Raw genomic sequence first — 24,721 nt, forward strand, 5'->3', positions numbered from 1 at the left:
GCCGGGTCGCGGCGTGCGGGGCCAATCACGCCCCTGAACCCTACAAAAACAATGCAGTCATGGATGGAAGCCTCTCATGTTCGACAAAACCTCGTTGCGTGATATGACGCCGGCGCAGTTCGCCGCCTTGCACAAACGGTCGAAAATCACGCCGGCAGAGCGGGGCGACACGGCACCGCGGGCCTCCTTCGCGCAGCGTCGGCTGTGGTTCCTCGCCCAGTTGGCCGGGGGCGGCGACGCCTATCACGTACCGTTCGGGCTGCGCCTGCACGGGGCGCTCGACCGCTCGGCGCTGAAACAGGCGCTGGACCGCCTGGTGGCGCGCCACGAGGCGTTGCGCACCACCTTTGCCGCCGAGGGGGACGAGGTGGTCCAACTGATCGCCGCGGCCGACTGCGGGTTCTCCTGGCAGGTCCACGATCTGGCCGCACAGCCTGAACCCGAGCCGCAGGTGGCGTTGCTGGCGGACGAGGAGGCGGGGGCCGCTTTCGATCTGCACAAGGGGCCGCTGTTTCGCGGGTGCCTGCTGATTCTCGGCGAGCAGGAACATGTCCTGCTGCTGACCCTGCACCACATCATCTGCGACGGCTGGTCGATGGCGGTGCTGACCCGTGAACTGGGCGAGCTGTACGAGGCCTTTCGCCAGGGGCTGGACGATCCGTTGCCGGCGCCGTCGTTGCAATACGCCGACTACGCCCAATGGCAGCACGGCTGGCTGGCGGAGCAGAGCCAGGCCGGCCACCACGACTACTGGCGCGACACCCTGGGCGGCGCTCCGGCCCTGCTGGAACTGCCCGGCGACCGTCCACGGCCGGCCCAGCAGTGCTACGAGGGCGGTTTCGAACCGCTGCTGCTGGATGAAACCCTGAGCCAGCAACTCAAGGCCCTGAGCCTGCGCCATGGCACCACGCTGTTCATGACCCTGCTGGCCGCCTGGGCGGTGGTCCTGGCACGCCTGTCGGGCCAGGACGACATCCTGATCGGCACCCCGGTGGCCAACCGTAACCGTCGGGAAACCGAAGGGCTGATCGGCTTTTTCGTCAACACCCTGGTTCTGCGCCTGTCCCTGGCCGGTGCGCCGACCACCGCGCAGTTGCTGGAACAGGCCCGCGCCGTGGCGCTGGGCGCCCAGGAACACCAGGAGCTGCCATTCGAACAGGTGGTGGAACGGCTCAACCCGCCGCGCAGCCAGGCCTACAGCCCCCTGTTCCAGGTGATGTTCGCCTGGGAAAACACCGAGCCGGGCACGCTGCGACTGGGCGGCCTGGACAGCCAGCCGCTACGCAGCCGCCACCAGGCGGCCAAGTTCGACCTGACCCTGGTGCTGGCCGAGCAGGACGGGCGCATCGGCGGCGGCCTGGAGTACGCCACGGCCCTGTTCGACGCGGCCACGGTCGCGCGGTTTGCCGGCCATCTGCGCCAGGTGCTCGAAGGCATGGTCGCGCAGCCGCTGCAGCCGGTCACGGCGTTGCCCCTGCTCAGTGCCGTGGAGCGTGACCGTCTGGTACGGGACTGGAATGGCCGTGAGCAGGCTTTCGACGCCCGGCGTTGCCTGCATGAGCTGTTCGAAGCCCAGGCAAGCCGCGATCCCCAGGCCATTGCCGTGCGCTGTGGCGACGACAGCCTGACGTATGGCGAACTCAATACCCGGGCCAATCGCCTGGCCCATGAGCTGCGCGCCCTTGGCGTCGGACCGGACGACCGGGTCGGGCTGTGCCTGGAGCGCACCCTGGACATGCCGCTGGCCGTCCTCGCGGTGCTCAAGGCCGGCGGGGCTTACGTGCCGCTGGACCCCGGCTATCCGCCGGCGCGGCTGCGCCACATGTTGGTCGACAGTGCGCCTTCGGTGCTATTGAGCCATGGTCCGGCCCGGCCGGCGCTGCTCGCGGCCCTCGAAGGCCTGCCAGAGCAACCGCTGTTGCTCGATCTGCAACAGGATGCGCAACGCTGGGCCTCGCACCCGCCGCAGGACCTCGCACCCCAGGCATCGGGCCTGACGCCACGCCACCTGGCCTATGTCATCTACACCTCGGGTTCCACCGGCCAGCCCAAGGGCGTGATGGTCGAACACCGTGGCCTGCTGGCGCTCAGCGCCGCCTGGGAACAGCTGTACGCCCTGCGTCCGGGCCTGCGCCACCTGCAGATGGCCGGGTTTTCTTTCGACGTGTTCAGTGCCGACCTGATCCGCGCCCTGTGTTTCGGCGGTGAGCTGGTGCTGTGTCCGCGCCAGACCCTGATGGACCCACCGGCTCTCTACCGCCTGCTGCGGGATGCGCGGATCGACTTCGCCGACTTCGTCCCGGCGGTGCTCAACCCGCTGCTGGCCTGGGCCGAGGAAAGCGGCCATGAACTGGCGTTCCTCGACACCGTGGTCTGCGGCTCGGACACCTGGAGCGCCCACAGTGCCCGCCAGTTGCGCCAGCGGTGCGGCGAGGCGGTCCGAATCGTCCATGCCTATGGCGTGACCGAAGCCAGCATCGACAGCACCTGCTTCGAACTGCCGGCCCGACCGGCGGCCGACGCCGGCCTGCCCATCGGCCGGCCGCTGGCCAACACCCGTATCTACCTGCTGGACGCCCTCGGCACACCGGTGCCGACCGGCGTTGCCGGCGAGCTGCACATCGGCGGCGTCGGTGTGGCCCGCGGCTACCTGAACCAGCCGCAACTGACGGCCGAGCGCTTCATCGACAACCCGTTCGTGGCCGGCGATCGCCTGTACCGTACCGGCGACCTGGCACGCTACCGCGCCGACGATCAACTGGAGTTCCTCGGCCGTAACGACTCCCAGGCCAAGCTGCGCGGCCTGCGCCTGGAGTTGGGCGAGATCGAGGCGCGCCTGCTCGATGTGGCCGGGGTGCGCGACGGCGTGGTGCTGTTGCGCAACGACGCCGAGCAGCCCAGGCTGGTCGCCTACTACGTCGAAAGCGAGGCCGGGAGCACCAGCCCCGGCGCCCTGCGCGAGCAGTTGGCCCTGAGCCTGCCGGACTACATGCTGCCCGCTGCCTTCGTGCGCCTGGACAGCTTGCCGCTGACCGCCAACGGCAAGCTCGACCGTGGCGCCTTGCCGGCACCCGATGCCGCCGCTTTCGACCCGCGTCACTACGTTGCCCCGCAGGGCGAGCTGGAAACCGGCCTGGCGCGCATCTGGAGTGAAGTGCTGGGGATCGAGCGGGTAGGGCGCGACGACAGTTTCTTCGCCCTCGGCGGGCATTCGCTGCTGGTGATGCAGGTGATCGCGCGGATTCGCCGCCAGCTCGAGCGCGAAGTCGCGGCCTCGGCGCTGTTCGCCAGCCCCCAGCTGAAACAGTTCGCCCGCAGCCTGGAAAGCGCCCGGGAGGCGGTCCGGGCGCCCATCACGCGGATCGAAAGGGGCGTCGCGCAAACGTTGTCGTTTGCCCAGCAGCGCCTGTGGTTCCTCGCCCAGATGGAGGGTGGCAGCGCGGCCTACCATATGCCGCTGAACCTGAAATTGCGCGGCCCGTTGCAGGTGCCGGCGCTGGAGCGCAGCCTCAATCAGCTGGTGGCGCGGCATGAAGCCCTGCGCACCCGCTTCATCAGTGTCGAGGGCGAGCCCTGGCAGGTCATCGCCGCGCCAGGGCAGGGCCTGAAGCTCGAACGGCTGGAGGCCACTGCCGACCTCGACGGTCTGGTGGAGGCCGAAGGCGCACGAGCCTTCGACCTGGAGCAGGGGCCGCTGATCCGGGCCGGGCTGGTCCGTCTGGCCGAGGACCAGCACCTGCTGTTGCTGACCCTGCACCACATCGTCTCCGATGGCTGGTCGATGGGCGTGCTGACCCGCGAGCTCAGCCAGTTGTACGCCGCAGCGCTGGAGGATCGCGACGATCCGCTGCCGCCACTGCCGCTGCAATATGTCGATTATTCGGCCTGGCAACGCCAGTGGCTGACCGCAGAGGTACTGGAACGCCAGGGCCGCTATTGGCGCGAAACCCTGGCCGAGGCGCCGGTGCTGCTGGAACTGCCGCTGGACCACAAGCGTCCGGCGGTACAGGACTATCGCGGCGGTGTGGTGCCGCTGGTGCTCGACGAGGCGCTGACCCGGCGCCTCAAGGACCTGAGCAGGCGCCAGGGCACGACGCTGTTCATGACCCTGCTTGCCGGCTGGGCGCTGGTGCTGTCGCGGCTGTCGGCGCAGGCCGACGTGGTGATCGGCGTGCCGTCGGCCAACCGCCCGAGCAGCGAACTGGAGGCGCTGATCGGTTTCTTCGTCAACACCCTGGCCCTGCGCCTGAAGGTGACCGGCAACCCCAGCGTCAGCCAGTGGTTGCAGCACACCCGTCAGGTCGCGCTGCAGGCCCAGGAGCACCAGGACCTGCCGTTCGAGCAGGTGGTGGAACTGCTTAACCCGCCGCGCAGCCTGGCCTACAGTCCGCTGTTCCAGGTGCTGTTCGCCTGGGAACAGGGGCAGCAGGGTGAACTGGCCCTGCCGGGCCTTGCTGTCGAGCCGCTGGCAAGCCGCCAGCACGTCGCCAAGTTCGACCTGCAACTGGCCCTCAGTGAACGTGACGGGCAGATCGTCGGTGGCCTGGAATATGCCTCGGGGCTGTTCGAGGCTACGACGGTCGCCGGTTTCGGCGAGTACCTGCGCCGGGTCTTGATGCAGATGGCCGCCGATAGCGAGCAGCCGGTCGCCAGCCTCGACCTGCTGACCCCCGGGCAGCGTCGGCAACTGCTAGATGAATGGAGCCGTAGTCACACCGATCGCGTTCCGCAAGGTGGCTTCCTTGCCCGTTTCGAAGCCCAGGCGCAACGCACGCCACAGGCCGAGGCGCTGGTCCATGCAGAACAACGCTACAGCTACACCGAGCTGAATGCGGCCGCCAACCGCCTGGCACATTTCCTGCGCGGGCAGGGCGTCGGTCCCGAGGACCGTGTCGGCCTGAGCCTGGAGCGCTCGCCACAGATGGTCATCGGCCTGCTGGCGATCCTCAAGGCCGGGGCCGCCTATGTGCCGTTCGACCCGGCCTATCCGGCCGAGCGCCTGGCCTACATGTTCGCTGACGCGGCGCCGAGCCTGCTGCTGACCCACTCGAGCCTGAGGGAAACACTGCCGGCCAGGGCGAGCGAACGCCCCCTGTACTGCCTGGATAGCGACCAATCGCGCTGGGCCGGGCAATCCACCGACAATCCCGGCGTGGCGATCGGGCCGGACAACCTGGCCTATGTGCTCTACACCTCAGGTTCCAGTGGTCGCCCCAAGGGCGTCGCGCATACCCACCGGGCGCTGGACAACCTGATCGACTGGCAACTGCTCGACGCCGCCGGCCCGGCCCCGGCGCCACGGCGGGTGCTGCAGTTCGCCTCGCTGAACTTCGACGTGTCGTTCCAGGAAGTCTTCAGCACCCTGTGCCAGGGCGGCTGCCTGGTGCTGATGGACGAGGCGGGGCGCAAGGATCTCGCCACGCTGCGCCCGACCCTGGTGGCCAGTGGCGTGCAGCGGGCGTTCCTGCCGTTCGCGGTGCTGCAGCAGGTCGCCGGCCTGAGCGACGACGACACACCCGGGCCAACCGGCGGCTGTGACCTCGTGACCGCTGGCGAGGCCCTGCGGGTCAACGACGAACTGCGCCGCTTCGTCCAGGGGCTGGGCGGCGCATACCTGTACAACCAGTACGGGCCGACCGAAACCCACGTGGTCAGCCAGTTCAGCCTGGCCTGCGCCGAAGCCGCCGACTGGCCCGAGGCGCCGCCGATCGGCCGGCCGATCAACAATGCCCGGCTGTATGTGCTCGACGAGGCGCTGAACCCGGTGCCGCCCGGCGTTGTCGGCGAGTTGTACATCGCCGGCGCCTGCCTGGCGCGCGGTTACCTGAACCAGCCGGAATTGACCGCCGAGCGTTTCCTGCCCGATCCGTTCAGCCGCGAGCCGGGGGCCCGCATGTACCGCAGCGGCGACCAGGTGCGCTGGCTGGCCGACGGCAACCTGCAGTACCTGGGACGCATCGACCAGCAGGTCAAGCTGAGGGGTTTCCGTGTCGAACTGGGGGAAATCGACAGCCTGCTGCAGCAACAGCCGGGCGTACTGGAAGCGGCCGTGCTGCTGCGCGAGGATGCCCCGGGGGACAAACAGCTGGTGGCCTACATCGTTGGCCCGGCGTCGGCCGAGACGCTGCGCGAAGCCCTGCGCCGCCAGGTGCCGGAACATATGATCCCCAGTGCCTGGGTGTCCCTGGCGAATCTGCCGCTGACGCGCAACGGCAAGCTCGACCGCCGTGCGTTGCCGGCGCCGGAGCGGGTGTCCGGCAGCGTCTACGTGGCGCCCCGGGATGCCGACGAGATCCAGTTGACCGACATCTGGGGCGAGGTGCTGCGCTGCGAACGGGTCGGGATGCAGGACAACTTCTTCGAACTGGGCGGTCATTCGCTGCTGGCCACGCGCCTGGTCTATGCGATCAACCGGCGCATGACCGCACAACTGTCCCTGAGCAGCCTGTTCAAGACCCCGACCCCGGGCGAGCTGATGGCCGCGATTCGCGCCAGCCGTGACGAGCAGATCCAGCGTGAACCGGCCTTCGCGGTGATCGAGCCGGACCTGGCCAACCGCCATGAGCCGTTCCCCCTGACCGATATCCAGCAGGCCTACTGGTTCGGCCGCGAATCCACGGTCAGCCTCGGTGGCGTCAGTGCCCACGGCTACGAGGAACTGTGCATCCGCGATTTCGACATACCGCGCTTCGAGCGTGCGCTGAACCGGATGATCGAGCGTCACGACATGCTGCGCGCGGTTTTCCTCAGCGACGGCACCCAGCAGGTGCTGGCCCAGGTGCCGAGCTATCGCATGCCGCAGCTCGATCTGCGCGGCCTGGACCGCGAAGCCGCGCAACAGGCCCTGGACCACAACCGCCAGCGCCTGTCCCACCAGGTGCTGGACGCCAGCCACTGGCCGCTGTTCGAGTTCAGCCTGACCCTGCTCGACGATGGCATCAGCCACCTGCACATCAGTCTCGATGCGTTGATCGTCGATGCCGCCAGCAGCCAGATCCTCGCCCGCGAACTGATGGGCTTCTACCTGGAACCGCAACGGACGTTGCCGGTGCCGGGCCTGAGTTTCCGCGACTACGTGCTGGCCGAACATCGGTTGCGCAGCGGCGTGCGCTACGAACGGGCCCTGGCCTACTGGCGCGAACGGGTCACCCGCCTGGCACCGGCGCCGGACCTGCCGCTGGTGTGTCAGCCGCAGAGCATTGCCGCACCGCACTTCACTCGGCGCGACCGGCAGTTGTCGGTCGAGCACTGGAGCCGGATCAAGGAACTGGCCAGACAATTCGGCGTGACCCCTTCAGTGGTGCTGCTCACGGCCTTCTGCGAAGTGCTTGCGCTGTGGAGCCGTCAGCCGCGCTTCACCCTCAGCCTGCCGCTGTTCAACCGCCTGCCGCTGCACCCGGAGGTGGACTCGATCATCGGCGACTTCACCTCGCTGGTGCTGCTCGAAGTCGCCATCGACGGCAACCTCGGCTTTACCGACAAGGCCCGGGCGATCCAGCAGCAACTGTGGCAGGACATCGACCATGCGGTGGTCAGCGGCGTGCGTGTGCTGCGCGAGCTGTCCCAGGCCCGTGGGGCCCAGCAGACGGCGATTCCCATCGTGTTCAACAGCACCCTGTCCGAGGCGGCCACCCAACAGGCCGAGTACAACCTTGCCGATGCGCTGCAGGCGCAGAACGTGCACAGCATCACCCAGACCCCCCAGGTGTGGATCGACCATACCCTGCTGGAGCTGGAAGGGCGCCTGCTGTTCAACTGGGACAGCATCGACGAGCTGTTCCCGCAAGGCCTGGTCGAAGCGATGTTCGTCGCCTACAACGGCATCCTCGACCGCTTGCTCGAACCCGCGGCCTGGGCCGCCAGCACGCCCGGGCTGCTGCCCCAGGCCGGCCTGCCGCCAGCGCCGGCGTATCCGCAGGCATCGCCGCTGATGCATGAGCTGTTCGAGCGCCAGGCGCAGGCGACGCCGGATGCCCCGGCGCTGATCGCGCCGGGCCGGCAACTGAGCTACGGGCAGTTGCGCCACGAGGCCCGTCGGCTCGGCGCCCACTTGCAGACCCTGGGCGTGCGGCCCAACCAACTGGTCGCGGTGATGATGGAGCGCGGCTGGGAACAACTGGTGGCGACCCTGGCGATCCTGTATGCCGGCGGTGCCTACCTGCCGCTCGATCCGACGCTGCCGGCACAACGGGTACGGCATATCCTGGAGCGCGCCGAAGCGCGCCTGCTGCTTGCGCAACCCGGCCTGCAGGCGGACAGCGACTGGTCGTCGCGGGTGGAGATCATCACCCTGAGCGAAACCATGGACATGGGCGAGTCGGCGTTGCAGGCGGTCGAGCAGAACCCCGCAGACCTGGCCTACGTCATCTACACCTCCGGTTCGACCGGCGTGCCCAAGGGCGTGGTGATCGACCACCGCGGCGCAGTGAACACCCTGCTGGACATCAACCGGCGCTTCGCCGTCAGCCCGCAGGACCGGGTGCTGGCGATCTCGTCGCTGAGCTTCGACCTGTCGGTGTACGACTTCTTCGGCACCCTGGCGGTCGGTGCGGCAGTGGTGCTGCTCGAACCGCGCCTGGCCCTCGACCCGCAGCACTGGCGTGAGCTGATCGAGCGGCATCGCGTCAGCCTGTGGAACTCGGTGCCGGCGTTGTTCGGGCTGCTGCTGGAGTCCGTCGAGCAGCAGGGCGGCCAGTTGCCGACCTGCCTGCGCCTGGCGATGCTCTCCGGCGACTGGATCGCGCTGAACCTGCCGGACCGGGCGCGGGCGCTGCAGCCGGCGATCGAAGTGATCAGCCTCGGCGGCGCGACCGAAGCCTCGATCTGGTCGATCTGCTACCCGATCGGCCAGGTCGATCCCGACTGGCGCAGCATTCCCTACGGCAAGGCCCTGGACCAGCAGAGCTTCCATGTCCTCGACGAGGCGCTGCAACCGCGGCCGACCTGGGTGCCTGGCCAGCTGTATATCGGCGGCATCGGCCTGGCGAAGGGCTACTGGCGCGACGAGAAACAGAGCGCCGCGAGTTTCTTCGCCCACCCGGCGACCGGTGCCCGGCTGTATCGCACCGGCGACCTGGGCCGCCTGCTGCCGGACGGCAACATCGAATTCCTCGGGCGCGAAGACAACCAGGTCAAGGTCCAGGGCTACCGCATCGAGCTGGGCGAGATCGAAGCCGTGCTCAACCGTCACCCCGGCGTGCAGAGCGCGGTCGTACGGATTCTCGGCGAGCAACTGGGTGAAAAACGCCTGGCAGCCTACGTGATCAAGAGCGATGCACAGTTGCAGTCCGCGGATTTTGCCCTGTATCTGGTGGACAAGCTGCCGGCCTACATGGTGCCGACGTCATTCACGTTTCTTGAAACCTGGCCACTCTCGACCAATGGCAAGGTCGACAAGAACCGCCTGCCGCAGCCGCAGGAGGAGGCGGACGCGGGACCCTTGCTGGTCGCTGACGGGCCCGAGGAACAACGCCTGGTGGAGATCGTCCGGCAACTGCTCAAGCGCGAGACGATTGCCGGCAACGCCAATCTGCTCAGCCTGGGCGCCACGTCCATCGATATCGTGCGGATCAGCAACGCCCTGGCCGCCGAACTGCAGTTCCGTCCGCACCTGGCGCAACTGCTGGCTCAGCCGACCCTGGCCAACCTGCTGGAACTGTACCGTCGCCACCGGGCGACCCCGCTTCCGGCCGGCCGTGTGCCACAACCGCCAGCGCTGCAAGCGGAGGCGGTGATCGAGGACCCGCAACTGCGCCAGCAGTTCAAGGCCGACGAACGCGGGCGGCGACGTTTCGCCCGGCCGTTGCCGGCGGTGGCCCTGTCCCTGCCGGGCGAGGCCGGCTTCGCCCAGCGTTTCCGGGACTGTCGTTCGGTGCGTCGCTACGACCAGCGGCCTATTGCGACCCTGGCATTCGCCCACTGGCTGGCCGGTCTGTCGCGCGGGCAACTGGAGGGCGAGGTGAAATACCAGTTCCCCTCGGCCGGCGGTCTCTATCCGCTGCAGGCCTACCTGTACATCAAGCCGCAGCGGGTCGAAGGCGTGCCCGGTGGGGCCTTCTACTACGACCCGGTACGCCACCAGTTGCTGGCCATCGGCGAGCAATCCCGGCTCGACCCCGACACCTACGACTACTTCGTCAACCGCCCGGTCTATGAGAACGCCGCGTTTTCGCTGTTCCTCATCGCCGACATGGCGGCGATCCGTCCGCTCTATGGCGAGCGCAGCCGGGACTTCTGCCATATCGAGGCCGGCGCCATGACCCAACTGCTGACCATGACCGCCGCCAGTCACGGCCTGGGACTGTGCGGCATGGGCTCGATCGACGAACAGGCACTGCCGGCGCTGTTCGACCTGGGGCCGAGTCATCAGTTGATTTATTCGATGGTGGGCGGCCTGCGGGCCGAAGGCGAGCAGCGCAGCGTCGAGGTGGAGGCGTTCAACCGCACGCACACGGATGACGACAGCGACATGGAGGAAATTGAGCTATGAATGCCGAACAGTTGCTGGCCTTTTTCGACCGTCACGGTGTGGTGCTGGAAGCCGATGGCGACAAATTGCGTTGCAAGGCACCCAAGGGTTTTCTCACCGAAGACCTGCTGCAGGCACTCAAGCGGCACAAGCAGGCATTGCTCGGCCGGTTGACGGTCAATGACGGCCTGCGCCCGCGCGCAGTCGGCACGGCACCGTTGCCGCTGTCGTTCTCCCAGCGGCAGTTGTGGTTTCTCGACCAGTTGGAGCCGGGCAATCCGTTCTACAACATCCCCAATGCCCTGGTGCTCAAGGGGCGCCTGAACGTCAGCGTGCTGGAGCGGGCACTGAACGAACTGGTACGCCGCCACGAAGTCCTGCGCACGACCTTCGACGATCACGACGGCGAGCCGTGCCAGGTGATTCACGAGTACCGTCCGCTGGCACTGGCGGTCACCGACCTGAGCCAGCTGCCGGCCGCCGAACGCGAGTCGCTGGCACAGGCACGGGTGGCCGAGGAAGCCCGGGCTGCGTTCGACCTGGCCAATGGCCCGCTGTTGCGCACCTCGTTGCTGCGCCTGGCGGACGACGAACACCTGTGGCTGTACAACGTGCACCACATCATCGCCGATGGCTGGTCGATGGGCATCGTCCTGCGTGAAGTGGTGACCCTCTATGGTGACTACCTCAGGGGCCAGCCATCGAGCCTGGCGGCGCTGCCGGTGCAGTACGCCGACTATGCCTGCTGGCAACAGCAGCGGCTGGGCGGCGCGGCCCTGCAGGAGCAGCTCGACTACTGGCGCCGGACGCTGGCCGACGCACCACCGTTGTTGACGCTGCCCACCGATCGGCCACGGCCACGGGTGCAGCGTTATGCCGGTGCCACCGTCACCAGCTGTCTCGACAGCCGTACCCTGCGGGAACTGCAGGACCTCGCGCGGCAGACCCAGGGTTCGCTGTTCAACGTGTTGCTGGCGGCACTGGCGGTGCTGCTGTGGCGCCACAGCGGCCAGCAGGACGTGTGCATCGGTACCCCATTCGCCAACCGCGGGCAGGCCGAGATCGAGCCGCTGATCGGCCATTTCGTCAATACCCTGGTGATCCGCAACCGCTTGCAACCGCAATGGACCTTCGCCGAGCTGCTGCGCGAAGTTCGCGCCCGCATGCTGGAAGTCCACGCCCACCAGGACGTGCCGTTCGAGCGGGTGGTGGAGGCGGTCAATCCCGAGCGCGATACGTCCTATTCGCCGCTGTTCCAGGTGATGCTGGTGTTGCAGAACACCCCCGGCGCGGCCGTGGACATGCCCGGGCTGAGCCTGGCGTCCTACGGTACCAGCAGTGCCACCGCCAAGTTCGACCTGGCCTTCGAGCTGGTGGAACAGACCCAGGGCCTGCAACTGGTGGTCGAATACAACACCGACCTGTTCGATGCGGGCACCGTGGAGCGGCTGAGCGGCCACTACCGGCAACTGCTCGAACAGGTCGCCGCGGACGCCAAGCAGCCGATCGGTACCTTGCACCTGTTGACCGGGGCCGAGCGCGAGCAGATCGTCGTCGACTGGAACCGCAGTGCGCCGCTGGCCCGGGAGCCGGGCTGCGTGCAACAGCTGATCGAGGCGCGGGCGGCGGCGGCAGCGGACGATTGCGCCGTGGTGTTCGAGGGCGAATCACTGAGCTACGCCGAACTCAACCGTCGCGCCAATCGCCTGGCCCATCACCTGCGCAGCCTTGGTGTCGGCCCGGACGTGCGGGTGGCGGTGTGCCTGGAGCGCTCGCTGGAACTGCCGGTGGCGATCCTCGCAGTGCTCAAGGCCGGCGGCGCCTACGTGCCGCTGGACCCGACCTATCCGGTCGGGCGCCTGGGCCATATGCTGGCCGACAGCGGACCCCGTGTCGCCCTGGTCCATAGGGCGACCCGCCCGTTGCTGCGCGAGGCCCAGGGCATGGCGCACCACGAGGTGCCGGTGCTGGATCTCGACACGGACGCGGGGCAATGGGCTGGGCAGGCGGTGGACAATCCCGATCCGCAGGTCATCGGCCTGACCCCCGAGCACCTGGCCTATGTGATCTATACCTCCGGCACCACCGGGTTGCCCAAGGGCGCAATGGTTGCCCATCGCGGGCTGAGCAACCTGTTGCTGTGGTGCCAGCAGGTCTGTGGCGACGGCCGGCAGGCGAGCATGCTGCAGAAGATTCCGTTCGGCTTCGACGCCTCGGCCTGGGAACTGCTCTGGCCCCTGGCCATGGGCGGACGCCTGGTGCTGGCCCGGCCTGGTGGCCATCTGGAACCGGACTATCTGGTCCGCACCGTACGCGAGCAGCGGGTGTCCGCGCTGGTCTTCGTACCGGCCATGCTGCAACTGTTCCTCGACGTCGACGAGCTGGGGCAGTGCCGGGACCTGCGCAACGTCTTCTGCGGTGGCGGCGAACTGACTCCGGCGATTGCCCGGCGCTTCCGGCAGGTATTGCCCGCTGCGCGCCTGCACAACGTCTACGGCCCCACCGAAACCACGGTGATCAACAGCATCTGGACCCTGCAGCCCGGTGCCGACGTGCCAGAGCGACAGTTGCCGATCGGCCGGCCGATTGCCGGCAACCGCCTGTATGTGCTCGACGAGCATGATGCGCCGGTGCCGGTCGGCGTCAGCGGCCACCTGCATATCGGTGGTGTCGGCGTGGCCCGTGGCTACCTGGGCCTGGCGGCGCTGACGGCCGAGCGTTTCATCGACAGCCCGTTCGTGCCCGGTGAGCGTTTGTACCGCAGCGGCGACCTGGCGCGCTACCGCGCCGACGGCCAGCTGGAGTTCCTTGGCCGCAACGACTTCCAGGTCAAGCTGCGCGGCGTGCGGGTGGAACTTGGCGAGATCGAGGCGCGCCTGGAGGCCTTCGCCGGCGTGCGCCGCGCCGTGGTGCTGATGGTCGGCGACGGCGCACAGCACCAGCGCCTGGTGGCCTGCTGCAGCTTCATGGCGCAGGCCCGGCCCGAGGAGACAGCGGTGCACGAGCATCTGGCGCTGACCGTGCCGGCGCAGGTCCTGCCCAGCGCCTACCTGTGGCTGGAAGAACTGCCGCTGACCGCCAACGGCAAGATCGACCGCGACGCGTTGCGGGTCATGGCCGACCAGGACCTGGCCAACCGCCAGGTCAACCTGTCGAGCCCGCGCGACCACATCGAACTGGCGCTCTACCAGATCTGGAAAGGCCTGCTGCTGGCGCCGCAGATCGGTATTCGCGACAACTTCTTCAATGTCGGCGGCACCTCGATCGCCGCGATCAAGATGGCCCATCAGGTCCGCGAGGTGTTCGGCATCGAGCTGCCGATCCGCGTGGTGATCGGCCATCCGACCATCGAGGCCCTGGGCGGCTGGATCCGCTCGGGAGCGGGGCCGGCCGCGGCGCAAGGCAACCTGATCGAGTTCCGGCCGGGTGCCGGCCAGCGCAATGTGGTGTGCATTCATCCGGCGGGGGGCACGGCGTTCTGCTACCTGTCGCTGGCCAAGGTCCTCGACGAATCGGTCGGGGTGTATGGCGTGCAGTCGCCGGGGATCAACCCGGGCGAGCCCACGGAGCCTACGGTCGAAGCGATGGCCATAGCCTATCTGCGACTGATCGAACCGATGCTGGCCCAGCCGCTGATTCTCACCGGGCTGTCGTTCGGTGGGCTGGTGGCCTATGAGATGGCCCGGCGCCTGACCGAAGCGGGGTACCGCCAGGTCACCGTGGTGCTGCTCGATACCCAGGGCTCGGACAACGCCGCCTACCGCCAGCAGATGGCACCGGTGGACATGGCCGAGTTCCGCGACAAGCTGGTGCGTTTCAACGGCATGTATCCGGGCATCGACGATGCCCAGGTCGAACGTTACTTCCATATCTACAACCACAACCGCATGGCCGTGGCCGACTACGTCTGTGCCCCCAGGGCCGGGCGGGTGGTGCTGATCCAGGCCCGCGAGGGCTTCAGTCGTGCACAACTGCGTGGCCTGCGCGGTTTCTGGCGGCGTCGCGCCGGGGACGGTTACCTCGCCCGGCTGGTCAATGGCGGCCACTGGGACATGCTCGAGACCGTCGAGCTGCGCCGCGTCGCCAGGGCCCTGGAACAGGAACTGCGGCGCTTCGATGTTGCCGCGCCCGCCGATTCCTTGCCGCAGGAGGCGTAATGGACAACGCTCAGCAAGCTACTACCCTGGTCCCATCGCCGACCCTGCTCGGACGCTTTGCCGAACAGGTGCGGGCAACGCCCCTGGCCCTCGCGGTGCTCGACCGGCAGACGCAACTGAACTACCACGAACTGGCCGCTGCCAGCGAACGCATCGCCCACGGGTTGCTGGCGCGGGGCGTACTGCCCGGCCAATCCCTGGCGTTGCGCATGCCGCGCTCCTGGCGCTGGCTGGCGGCAATCCTCGGCGCACTCAAGGTCGGCGCCGTGCTGGTACCGCTGGACCGTGCCAGCCCATTGGCGCGCCAGGCCCGCATGCTGGAGGACGGCGGTTGCGTCGGCCTGCTGCTGGACGAACCCAGCGCCGAACCATTGGCCAACCTGTGGCAGGCCGACGTCACGGCGCTGCTGGAACACGAGGCGCCGAGCCGGTTGGCGCTGCCCGGCGAACCGGCCGATGTGAGCTTCCTGTTCTATACCTCGGGCTCGACCGGTACACCGAAGGCGGTGGAAGTCGGCGAGCGTGGCCTGTTGCGCCTGGTGCAGCCGGATGGCTACATCGACATTCGCCCCGGCGACCGCTTTGCCTGCCTGGCCAACCCGGCCTTCGACGCGATCAGCTTCGAACTCTGGGCGCCACTGCTCAACGGTGGTGCCTGCGTCATCATCGCCGACGACGACCTGCTCGATGCCCGGCAACTGGCACAGGTGCTGGAGACGCAGCGGGTCGACAGCCTGTTCATGACTGTGTCGCTGTTCAACACCCTGGCCCAGGAGTACCCGCGTTGTTTTGCCAGCCTGCGCCAGGTCCTGATCGGCGGCGAACAGATCAGCGCCGTGGCGGTGCGCGACTGGTACCGGGCCAACCCGGACAGCGCCTGCCGGATCTTCAACGTCTACGGCCCGACCGAATGCACCACCTTCGCCCTGTGCCAACCGATTGCCCGTGATTTCATGGGCGCCTCGGTGCCGATCGGACGTGCCTTGCCCGATACCGGCCTGCGCATCCTCGATGAGCAGCAGCGCCCGGTCACGCCGGGCACGGTGGGCGAGCTGTACCTGAGCGGCAGCGGGGTCGCCCGTGGCTACCGCCACCGTCCGGAGGAAACCGCGCGCAGCTTTCTCATACTGGCGGACGACGCTGGCCAGCCAAGGCGCCATTACCGGACTGGCGATCTGGTCCGGGAGAACGAGGCCGGCCTGGTCGAGTACATCGGCCGGGCCGACCGCCAGGTCAAGATCCGCGGTTTTCGGATCGAGCCGGGTGAAGTCGAGCAGCGCCTCCTCGAGCATCCCGGGGTCGCCCAGGCCTATGTCTGCACGCGCCGCCAGTCCGCCGAGGATCACCAGTTGCTGGCGTTCATCGTGCCGCGAGGCACCCTGGAACAGGCCGACTTCGACGCCTACCTGCGGGCGCAGTTGCCGGGCTACATGCGCCCGCACCATCTGTTCCTGCTCGACCGCCTGCCCCTGACCGCCAACGGCAAGGTCGATCGCGCCCGGTTGCTGGAACAGGACCGGCAACCCTGGCGCGCCACACCGACGGGCGAGCTGCCGGCCGCCAGTGAGCAGGGCGCGGAACTGTCCTGGCTGTTGGCGCAGGTGCGGAGCTTGCTCGGCCAGCCATGGCTTGGCGCCCAGGATGACTGGCTGGGCAGCGGCGGCGATTCGCTCAAGGCCTTGCGCCTGCGCTCGGCGATCCGCCGGCAATGGCAGGTGGAGTTGAACCTGGCGCAACTGCTGGGCGAGGACTTCGCCGCAGTGGCGGCCAGGCTGGCGACACCGCAGGTGTCCGCGGCGGCATACCCGCCGGCACCGCTGCCGAGCGCCGCCTGGCGCCTGCCGGCCACCGCCGAGCAACGTCGGTTGTGGTTGCTGCAACAGCGCGAGCCGGACTCGACGGCCTATAACGTGCCGTTGGTGCTGCGCCTGCCGGTCGGGGTCGACCCGGACGCGTTGGGTGCGGCCGTGGACCAACTGGTCGAGCGCCATGCCGCGTTGCGCACGCGTTTCGTATCCGGACCGGACGGTCTCGATCAATGGGTCGCCGAGCAGGGCACGCGCTGCCTGCGCATGCCCCCCGGGCGATTTACCGAAGACAACTGGCAGGCTTTTGCCGAACTGGTGTTCGCCACCCCGTTCGACCTGGGCACGGCGACGCTGTTCCAGTCCTGGCTGCTGCAGTTCGCCGACGGTAGCGCCCGACTGTTGCTGCATCTGCATCACTGCGTGGTCGATGGCTGGTCGCTGAACCTGTTGTTCGACGACCTGCTGGCCCTCTACCAGGCCAATCGGCAGGGGCGCCACCTGCCTGAACCGCCCGCTCGCCTGACGCCGCTGGAATTTGGCCAGTGGCAGGGGCAATGGAGTGTCGCGCCGTACTATCGCCAGCAGCGCCGTGCCCTGGCGCAGTTCTACCGCGAACAGCCGCCAGCTTCGCCGGCCCTGGCCCCACAGCGCCGCGTTGGCGGCGCCCAGGCCCGACAATTCCGGCAGAGGCTTGCGCCGTCGCAATCCAGGGCTCTGGAGCAGTTCTGCACGCAGCAGCGCCTGACCCGTTTCGAGGTGCTGTTCAGCGTCTTCGCCTGGAGCCTGCATGCGCTGACCGGCCTGTCACATCCGCGCATCGCCAGCCCGGTGTCCAACCGGCCGCTGGGGGAGTTCGAGGAGGCCGTGGGCATGTTCGCCAACACCGTGCTGATCCCGACCGAACTGGATGGCCGGCAGTCGCTGGAGGCACTGCTGCACGCGCAGACGGATCGGGTTCGCCAGGTCCTGGCGTTGCAGGACGTGGCCCTGGCCGATGTGGTCGAGGACCTGCGGCTGTCGGGCCAGCAGGCGCTGTTCGACTTCATGTTCGTGCTGGAAAACACCGATTTCAGCAAGCTGGACGGGCTGGGGGCCCAACTCGAATTCAGCGGTCCCGTGCAGGCCAAGTGCGCGTTGACCCTGTCCCTGGTGGACAGCCCCGACGGGCTTGCGGCCTGGTGGGAGTACCAGTGCGACCCTTTCGACCTGCAACGTATCGAGGCGGCCGCCGAGTTGTTTCGCGCCGGTCTGGATCTGTTGCTGCAGGCTCCGGACAGCCCGCTGGACCGGCTGCTGCTACCCTACCGGCACCGCCTGCCGCCGGCCAGCCTGGGCGAACGGGTACAGCCGCCGTTCGCCACCCTGGCCGACTGGTTCGAACATCAGGTGCGCTGTACCCCGGAGGCCACCGCCCTGGTGGCCGGCGAGCGGCGGGTGAGCTACCGGCGCCTGAACGAACTGGCCGATACCCTGGCGGCGACTCTCGGCGATGGCGCGAGCCTGCCAGCGTTGGACGGTGAACCGGGCCCGGTACTGCTGTTCCTCGATACCTCGGTGGAGCATATCGTCGCCCTGCTGGCCCTGGCCAAGCTCAATCTCACCGCCGTGCCGCTCGATCCGGCCTATCCGCAGGCGGTGCTGCGCCAGGTGATGAGCCAGTGCCGCGCCCATGGCCTGCTGTACAGCGACGCCACCGAAGCCGCCCTCGAACGCCTGAGCGAGCACGCCATCGCGCGGCATCGGGTGGCACTCGATGCGCCGCCGCGGCCGTTTTCCCGGACGCCGCACCAGGGCGAGCGGCCGCTGTACATGCTGTTCACCTCCGGCTCGACCGGCATTCCCAAGGGCGTCCAGGTCACGGACCGGACCCTGTGCAACCTGCTGCACTGGCAGCGCGGTGCGGGTGAGCTGGCCCCACGGGCGCGGACCCTGCAGTTCTCCATGCTGTCGTTCGATGTGTCGTTCCAGGAGATTTTCAGCACCCTGTGCGGCGGCGGCTGCTATCACCTGATCGTCCCGGCCTGGCGTCAGGATGCTCCGGCGCTGCTGGATTACCTGCTGAAGGCGGACATCGAGCGGCTGTTCATGCCCTGCGTGGCCCTGCAGCACCTGGCCGAAACCGCCGTGCGGCGGGGGATCTATCCGACGCAATTGCGCGAGGTGGTGACGGCGGGGGAACAACTGCTGTGCAACGACACCCTGCGTGAATGGTTCGCCGGCATGCCCCAGGCCAGTCTGTTCAATCATTACGGTCCGACCGAGACCCATGTGGTCTGCGCCCTGCGTCTTGCGCCAGAACCACGGGACTGGCCGTTGCGCGCGTCGATCGGCCGGGCGGTGAACAATGCCTGTCTGCTGCTGGTGGATGAACAGGACCGGCCGCTGCCCGCCGGCATGCCGGGTTACCTGCTGGTGGCGGGGCCGATGGTCGCCCGCTGCTACCTGGGGGATGCGGCGCTCAATGCCAGCCGCTTCGTCGAACTGCCCGATGATAGCGGAGCCACGCGGCTGTTCTATCGCACCGGCGATCTGGCCCGGGTCGATGCCCAGGGCTGCCTGCACTACCTGGGGCGCGACGATCAGCAGGTCAAGCTGAGCGGCCATCGCCTGGAGCTTGGCCAGATCGAGGCCGCCCTGATGCAACTGCCCGAGGTGAGCGGCGCCGTCGTCACCCTGGACGCCGACTCGGCGAAGCTGAACGCCTACCTGCAACTCGACGGGCCGCCGCCGGTACCGCAGGCGCTGGACCGGCGACTGGCCCGCGAGTTGCCGGCCCAGGTGCGCATCGATGCCTACTGGCAGGTCGGGGAGTGGCCCCGCACGCCGAGTGGCAAGGTCGACCGCAAGGCGCTCCAGGGCCTGGGGGAGCCGCTTCCACGGGAGGCGGCAGACGCATCCGCGGAACCGGCCAACCCGTTGCAGCAGCGTCTGCGCGAACTGTTCGAAGCGGTGATCGGCCGGCCGATCGGGCTCGACCAGAGCTTCTTCGAAGCCGGCGCGACCAGCCTCGGGCTGATGCGCCTGCACGCCCGCTACAACCAGGAAAGCGACCTCAAGGTGAGCATGGCCGATCTGTTCGAGCAGGTCAGCATCCGTCGCCTGGCGGCCCATCTGGCCAGCACACCGGTCGAGGCGCAGCAGCCACTGCGCGGTGGGGACAACAGCCATTCGCCGGTGGCGATCATCGGCATGGCGGTGAATGTCGCCGGCGCGCCCGACCTGGGCGCGTTCTGGTCGATGGTCCAGGCGGGCGAGTCGGGTATCGAGCTGTTCGCGGCCGAAGAGGGGCTGGTCGGCGCCCGTAGCCAACTGGCCGGGTTGTTCGACTTCGACCCCGAGTACTTCGGCATCAGCCGCCAGGAAGCACGGCTGATGGACCCGCAGCAACGCCACCTGCTGATGGCCTGTGTCCAGGCACTGGAGCACGCGGCACTGGTGCCGTCGGCGGACGGGCCGCGGATCGGACTGCTCGCCAGTTGCGGCGAAACCACCTATTTCCAGCAACTGCTGCGCCAGGCCGGCGACAGCGAGCTGCCGGACACCTTCCAGATGGCCTTGCACCACGACAAGGACTTCCTCGCGACCAAGGCCGCCTATCACCTGAACCTCGGCGGGCCGGCCATGAGCGTGCAGGCCGCCTGCGGCAGCTCGCTGATCGCCGTGCACCTGGCCTGTGCGCTGCTGCGCCAGGGCGATGCCGATGTGATGCTGGCCGCCGGGGTGCTGGTGGACCCGACGCTGACCGAGGGTTACCGCTACCGGCCGCAGCACATCTTCTCCCGGGACGGCCAGTGCCGACCTTTCAGCGATGATGCCAGCGGTACCCTCGGCGCCAGTGGCTACGGGGTGGTGGTGCTCAAGCCGCTGGCCCGGGCACAACGCGATGGCGACCGGATCTACGGGGTCATCGAAGCCTCGGCGCTGAACAACGACGGCCATGCCAAGATGAGCTATACCGCACCGTCGGTGGCCGGCCAGAGCGCAGTGATCCGCGAGGCGCTGGACAAGGCTGGCCTGCGCGGTGCCGACATCGGTTATGTCGAGGCCCATGGCACCGGCACGCTGCTGGGGGATCCGATCGAGGTGGCGGCGCTGGGCAAGGCCTTCGGCACGGCCCCGGCGGACAGTTGCGCACTGGCCTCGGTGAAGAGCCAGATCGGTCACCTGGGGGCGGCGGCCGGGGTGGTCGGGTTGATTCGTGCGACCCTGGCGGTGTATCACGCGGTGGTGCCGGCGAACCTGGGCTTCAATCGGCTCAACCCGCAGATCGATCTGCAAGGCACGCCGTTCTACATCCCGACCCAACCGCGCGCCTGGCCGCCAGGGCGCCGGCGCGTGGCCGGGGTGAGCAGCTTCGGCATCGGCGGCACCAATGCCCATGCGCTCGTCGCCGCCAGCCCCACGCCCGAGCCGGTTTCGGCAGCGGGCGCGGCCTGCCTGCTGCTCAGCGCCCACAGCCGCAGTGCACTGTTGCGCAACATGGCGGCGATCAAGGCCTATCGGGAGGCGTTCCCACAGCGGCATGAGGCGCTGCTGCGTTTCCTGCAAGCGGGTCGCCGCCAGCAGCGCTGGCGTTATGGCGTGTGCCTGGCGGCCGGGGAGACCTGGCAGGTGGACGAGGCACTGATCCGCGAAGTGCCGCCGTCGACCCGCACCTGGTCGGTCGGGGATGCAGAACCGCAGGCCATCCTCCGGGCCTGGTACGACGGTACGCGGCTCACCTGGCCGACGCGCTCGGCCCCTCCGCCATGGGACCTGCCGCCGTCGGCATTCGATCTCGAGCCGTGCCGGTTCCAGCCGGCGGCCGCGTTGCCGGCGGTGCCGCTCGACAGCGCAGCGCAATCGACTCGCAATGCCTTGCCGGACTGGTTCCACCAACGCCAATGGGTACGCCTGCGCCGATTGGGCAGCGGCAGCCCCCACGAACGTCGCGGCACCCTGGTGGTATGTGCCAACGAGGCACTGGACGGCGGCCTGCTGGACGCCTTGGGCCGCGTCTATCGACGGGTGGTCCAGGTCCGCGCCGGCAACGGCCTGCGGCGCCTGGCTGCCGATCGTTTCGAACTGGATCCGGGTGATTCCCAGGCACTGACGGCGCTGTTGGCCGAACTGATCGCGGCGCAGGTGGAGGAGTTGGACTGGCTGCACGCGTTGCCGCTGTCGGTCGGTGGCGCGGTGAACGAGCAGAGCCTGGCCGCTGCGCAATGGGCCTGCCTCGACACGCCGAGCGCCTTGCTCCAGGCCTGGGGCGAGGTCTCGGGGGCGCTGAAGCTGCGGCTCTGGTTGCTGTCCTGGCAGGCCTGTGCAGTCAACGGCGAGGTGCGGCGTCCGGAGCTGGGCGCCCTGGCCGGGGTCTGTGAGGTGGCGCCGCAGGAGTATCCGCTGCGGGTTCACTGGCTGGACCTGCCGGGTTCGCAGTGGGCGGACCAGGCCGGCACCTTGGCGGCACTGCTGGGCGACTCGGCGGCATTGCCACGGCGTCTGGCGATTCGCGGCGACTACCTGTGGCAGCCACGCCTGATTGCCAGCCCGGCACCGGCGTCCCTGCCGGCCTCGCCCTTGTTGCCGGCAACCGGCACCTTCCTGGTGCTGGGGGGTAACGGCGGCATCGGCAGCAGCCTGTGCGAGCACCTGCTGCAGGCGCCGGGACGGCGGGTGATCGTGCTTTCCCGTCGCGGTGAGCGGCCGCAGAATCTGCGCGACTACGGCGATCGGGTCGAGGTCGTGCAGGCCGATATTGCCGATCTGGCGCGCTGGCCGAGTGTCGTCGAGCAGTTGGCGCGGCGTTACGGCGAACTGGTCGGCGTCATTCACGCCGCGGGCATCGGTGCCGGCAGCCTGATTCGCCATCGCGATGCCCGGCAGATGGACAGCGCCATGGCCGCCAAGACCCTCGGCATGCTGGCGGTGGAAATGCTGATCACACGGTTGTCGCCGGGGTTCGTGCTGTACTGCTCGTCGATGTCGGCGCTGCTCGGCGGTGCCGGGCACCTGGACTATGCCGCTGCCAGCGGGGTCATGGACGGTTTTGCCCATTACCAGCCGGAGGCGGCCAGTCGTTGCGTAAGGCTGGGCATCAACTGGGATATCTGGCGCGAACGCGGCATGGCCACCGCCGTGAGTGCCGGTGACGAGGCTCACCAGCGCCACCTGGCGGTCGGTTTGTCCGTCGAGGAGGGGGCAAAGGTGTTCGACCTTGCGTTGGCCCTGCAACTGCCGCAGTGCCTGATCTCGACCACTGCGATCGAGGCGTCGCGCGGGTTCTACCCGCGGCGGCACACTGCGCGGGTGCCCGAGGTCGTAGCTCCCTCCGTCGAACGCGGGCCGGACCCGGCGGCACATCTGGGCGAGTGCCTGTGCCAGTGGCTGGGGGTCGACACCCTGGACGACGAGGACTCGCTGTATGAACTGGGCGCCGACTCGTTGACCCTGCTCGACCTGATCGACGAGGTGCAGTCGCGGCTGGGCATCGGCCTGCAACTGTCGCAATTGAGCCACAAGGTCAGCCTGCGGGAAATTCTCACGCTGATCGAGGGCAGTGGCGCCAGGACGGCTGTCGTCGATTGGGCCCAGGCGGTGCAACTGGATGTCTGGAACAGCGGCAACGGCCGCGACTGGCTATGCCTGGTGCACCCGGTGGGGGGCGATGTCCAGGCCTATCGCGAGATGGCGGCGGCCTTGCCCGAGGCGCTGGGGGTCTGCGTGATCGCCGATCCGCTGCTGCAGCATCCGCAGTTGCCGCCGATCGCGATCGAGCAGCGCGCCGCACGTTACCTGGAGGCGCTGCAGAGCCGTTTCCCTCGGCAGTCCTGCCACTGGCGGCTGGCGGGCTGGTCGTTCGGCGCCTGGGTCGCCCAGGCCATGTGCGCGCAGGCGCAAGCCATGGGCCTGGAACAACCGCTGCTGTACCTGATCGACCCGCCGGCGCCGGATGCCGGTGCCGAGCTGGCAGGGATGGACGAGGGGCATATCGAGCAGGTGTTCCAACGCGAGTTCGTCCAGCGCTGGCCCCAGGCGAGCGGGCAGGGGCTGTCCGAGGAAATGCGCGGCTACCTGCAACGCCTCACCGCCTGCTGCAAACACAACATGGCGAGCATGGCCGCCTTCACACCACCGGTTCTGCCGAACACCCAGGCCCGGTTGCTGGTCGCCACCCAGGCCAACCCCTATGGTGTCGGTCGCGCCTGGCCGGCCGACCAGCTCAAGGCGGCCTGGCAGGCGCTGCTGCCGCGGCTGTGCGACTGGCAAGCGCTGGATACCGACCATTACGGCATCGTCGCCGGTCACTGGGCACGGCTGATTGGCGAAACGATCGGCCAGGGAGGCGAACATGCGGCATGAGCGCAACGCGGACTGGCTGCAGGCGTTGATACCGGTGCTGCTGGCCGGGCAGGCCAAGGACTGGGCACTGCGCTGGAGCAACGAGTTGCAGGCGGCCCTGGCCGGGTTTGGCGAACCGCCGCCGTTTCGCCTGTTGCACGCCTGGCAGGCCGAGACGGTGTTGCCGGTGTTGCTCGAGGCCGACGTCGAGGGCACCAGCGTGGCGCAGCTGAATGTCCTGCGGCAATTGCATCGGCGTGCGGCCCTGGGCCTCAACGGCCGGCGGGGCGAGTGGCTGGCGGCCCTCAAGCCGGTATTGCCGGCGCTGTACCGGCGAGCCTTTCCCTATGCCACCGGCTATGCCCGGGCCCATGAGATCGCCATGGTCTACGCCAGCGCGCCGGCCAATACGGCAATGATCGCCGAGCACTTCGGCGATGCCCAGGCCTACGCGGACTACTACGCCCAGCTCAGCACCGATGCCAACGCCGCCGCGTTTGCCGATGCCAACAGCCGGGCCTACGCACGAATCGCCGCCGCGGCCTATGCCGACAACGATGCCCAGGCCTACGCCGGCATCTGTGCCGGGGCCACGCGGATCTGCGCGCTGGTGCGCGCCGGTAGCGGTGAGCGGCAAGCCGATGCCGGACGACAGGTATTCAGGCACCTGGCAGAAGGCTTGAGCCGCTGCCTGATCGAGGCGGCTCCGGCCGCACGGGGTTATTTCTCTGGAGAGCAGCATGAACAATGAAACGGAAATGTTCGACGTGGTGATCAATCATCAGGGCCAGTACTCCATCTGGCCCCAGGGCAAGGACATGGCCATCGGCTGGGTGGCTGTCGGGGCCCGGGGCGAGCGTCAGGCCTGCCTGGACTATATCGCCGAGCACTGGACCGACATGCGCCCGCGCTCCCTGCGTCAGGCCAGGGACTGAAGGCGGCCTGACCGGGCAGATGGCGGCAATAAC

Annotated in this window: 5 protein-coding genes; all 5 read left to right on the forward strand. The window is 68.5% G+C overall.

All coding sequences use genetic code 11. The features are described from left to right. Nucleotides 1–76: 76 nt before the first annotated feature. Genes PF66_RS16670 through PF66_RS16690 form a run of 5 tightly spaced genes read left to right on the forward strand, consistent with a single transcriptional unit; the run spans nt 77 to nt 24,688 of the window. Nucleotides 77–10,489 carry a non-ribosomal peptide synthetase gene (locus tag PF66_RS16670; RefSeq protein ID WP_081009874.1) on the forward strand — a complete coding sequence of 3,471 codons (10,413 nt, stop codon included), beginning with the start codon at nt 77–79 and terminating at the stop codon, nt 10,487–10,489. Further along, entirely contained in the window at nt 10,486–14,625 is a 4,140-nt protein-coding gene (locus PF66_RS16675; RefSeq protein WP_054063301.1) for a non-ribosomal peptide synthetase, read from the forward strand. Before PF66_RS16670 ends, PF66_RS16675 begins: the two co-directional genes overlap by 4 nt. Next, on the forward strand, nt 14,625–23,774 hold the full coding sequence (locus tag PF66_RS16680) for a non-ribosomal peptide synthetase (RefSeq protein WP_054063302.1): 9,150 nt from the start codon (nt 14,625–14,627) through the stop codon (nt 23,772–23,774). The genes PF66_RS16675 and PF66_RS16680 overlap by 1 nt, the downstream gene beginning before the upstream one ends. Further along, the gene (locus tag PF66_RS16685) at nt 23,764–24,504 is read left to right on the forward strand and encodes a hypothetical protein (protein ID WP_054063303.1); all 741 of its coding nucleotides are present in this window, start codon (nt 23,764–23,766) and stop codon (nt 24,502–24,504) included. The genes PF66_RS16680 and PF66_RS16685 overlap by 11 nt, the downstream gene beginning before the upstream one ends. Continuing rightward, nucleotides 24,494–24,688: an MbtH family protein gene (locus tag PF66_RS16690; protein WP_054059243.1), complete on the forward strand. Its 195-nt coding sequence runs from the start codon at nt 24,494–24,496 to the stop codon at nt 24,686–24,688. The genes PF66_RS16685 and PF66_RS16690 overlap by 11 nt, the downstream gene beginning before the upstream one ends. Nucleotides 24,689–24,721 lie beyond the last annotated feature (33 nt).

The organism is Pseudomonas asplenii (assembly GCF_001293465.1).
Classification (GTDB): domain Bacteria; phylum Pseudomonadota; class Gammaproteobacteria; order Pseudomonadales; family Pseudomonadaceae; genus Aquipseudomonas; species Aquipseudomonas fuscovaginae_B.